The sequence below is a fragment of the candidate division WOR-3 bacterium genome (genome assembly GCA_026418155.1).
Taxonomy (GTDB): Bacteria; Hydrothermota; Tepidihabitantia; order Tepidihabitantales; family CAIPLT01; genus JAOABV01.
In genome coordinates this window covers 1-2370 of the sequence record JAOABV010000091.1, presented here as the reverse complement: position 1 = coordinate 2370, position 2370 = coordinate 1, and the positions used below count along the sequence as shown (strand labels likewise).

Sequence of the window (2370 nt, the reverse complement as noted above, 5' to 3'; positions counted from 1 at the left end):
TGCAATTTAGAAAACTCCTAACTGTAAAATTTCGGAAAAATAAAGAAAAAGACCTAATCTTCACTCGGTTAGTTTATTGCGATATAAGATAAAGTCAAGTTAAAAAAAGTGTATTACTCACCCAATGACTTGCTTTTCTTTATCCTAAGTCATAATCTATTTTGCAACCGAAAAGACGAAATATGAGTCTTATTAAATAATCTATTAAAAGATACTTCAATCACCGTTCCAAGAGATAATTTGTTAAGCGTGATTTGAGAAATGCTTTGCTATGTACCTTTAGATAATCTTTTACCTAACTCTCTAAACCTATGCTACAGCGGAGGGAGTCATACCATCATTTTAGTTGATTTTAATATTATTCTCTGTAATTCATAGAGTTATATAAAATCTTCCTCGATTTTTTGTTATAGTTATATGTATAACCTTTTGAACTTTAAAATCAGGGACAAAATTTGAATTAAGATTAATATTTGGTAAATTCAATGTTTTTATGGAGAATGTTTTATTATAGACTTCATATCGATATCCTAAAGAAAAGAGCCGATTGACAGATTATTTTTATTTACTATAATAAGATATACGCCGGGGTGGTGGAATTGGCAGACACATACGTTTGAGGGGCGTAGGCTTTCGAGCGTGCGGGTTCAAATCCCGCCTCCGGCATTTTTTTGTTAACAGCCGATAGCATTTAGCAAATGGCAGAAAAACGTGCAATCATCCTGCTTTTAGACGGTGTTGGAGTTGGTGAACTACCTGATGCTCATCTTTATAATGACCAAGGCTCTAATACGCTGAAAAATCTTTCTGAAAAGATTCAAAATTTTCATCTTCCCAATCTGGAAAAATTAGGATTAGGCAATATTATTGAAATCCAAGGCGTCAAAAGAATCGAATCCTCTTTAGCCTCGTATGGTAAAATGGCAGAATTATCACCAGGTAAAGATTCTACTTCTGGACACTGGGAACTTATGGGTGTTGTCTTAAAACATCCTTTTCCAGTATATCCTAAAGGATTTCCGAAAGAGATTATCAGTAAGTTCGAAAAGATAATCGGTAAAAAGGTGTTGGGTAATATTCCAGCCTCTGGCACAGAGATTATCAATCGTTTCGGTGAAGAGCATTTACGCACTGGTTATCCGATTGTTTATACATCTGCGGATAGTGTTTTTCAGATTGCGGCGCATGAAAATGTCATTACACCTCAGGAATTATATAAAATGTGTGAAGTTGCCCGAAAATTATTAAGAGGAAAACATTCGGTCTTACGAGTGATTGCCCGGCCCTTTATCGGTCGTCCCGGCCATTTTACCCGCACTTCACGACGCAAAGATTTCTCTTTATCGCCACCGGAGCTGACATTATTAGATATTGCCAAAGACCATAATTATGAAGTTGTAGTTATTGGTAAAGTTGATGAACTATTTGCGAATCAAGGTTTCACCAATTCTTTTCATTCAGTTAATAATATGGAATGCTTTGATTATACGCTAAAAGCAATAGAAAGTGTCAAATCCGGCATAATTTTTACGAATTTTATTCAGTTTGATATGGACTGGGGACATCGTAATGATTGTCAAGCATTCTATCAAGGCTTATTAGATTTTGATACAAGACTGCCGGAAGTCTTGAGGCGTCTTAGAGAAGATGACATTCTATTTATAACTGCTGACCATGGCAATGACCCGACAACACCTTCAACTGACCATTCAAGAGAATATGTACCGGTTTTAGTGTATGGTAAAAAAGTACGCTCAGCAGTAAATTTAGGCACAAGGAAATCTTTTGCTGATGTAGGTCAGACCATTGCTGAATATCTCCAGTTGCCACAATTAAAAAATGGCATAAGTTTTTGGAAAAAAATTGAATTATGAAAGACAATGTTTCGTATATAAAGGAAAATGATTATGAGTATAGTAAGGAGATTGAATTATGAAAGAAATCGAGAAGTTAATTAATGCCGCAAAACAAGCATCAAACAATGCCTATGCACCTTATTCTAAATTTAAGGTTGGTTCTGCCCTTTTGACCGCAAAAAACAAAATCTTTACAGGTGCTAATGTTGAGAATGCTTCATATGGTCTTACTGTCTGTGCTGAACGAGTTGCCTTATTCAAAGCCGTATCTGAGGGTGAAAAAAAATTTAAGGCAATCGCAATTTATACTAACACACAAAATCTTACTTATCCATGCGGTGCCTGCCTCCAAGTTTTATATGAGTTTAGTCCTAAAATAAAAGTTATTATCAGTAATGCTTGCGGAAAAATAAAACAATTCTTTCTATCCCAACTTCTTCCTTATCCTTTCTAATCTTTATCTTTTTTAATAAACCGCATAGCGGTGTAATAACATTATTATCATACCCAGCAA

At 35.0% G+C, this 2370-nt stretch carries 2 protein-coding genes and 1 tRNA gene; all 3 read left to right on the top strand.

What is annotated here, in order from left to right:
- Positions 1–584 precede the first annotated feature (584 nt).
- The 3 genes from N2201_07415 (at position 585) to cdd (ending at position 2310) form a co-directional block, all read left to right on the top strand.
- Positions 585–666 (top strand) — tRNA-Leu (locus N2201_07415).
- Between the two features lie 32 nt (positions 667–698).
- On the top strand, positions 699–1874 hold the full coding sequence (locus N2201_07410) for a phosphopentomutase (protein MCX7786026.1): 1176 nt from the start codon (positions 699–701) through the stop codon (positions 1872–1874).
- 58 nt (positions 1875–1932) lie between these two features.
- On the top strand, positions 1933–2310 hold the full coding sequence (gene cdd / locus N2201_07405; GenBank protein MCX7786025.1) for a cytidine deaminase: 378 nt from the start codon (positions 1933–1935) through the stop codon (positions 2308–2310).
- Positions 2311–2370: the final 60 nt, after the last annotated feature.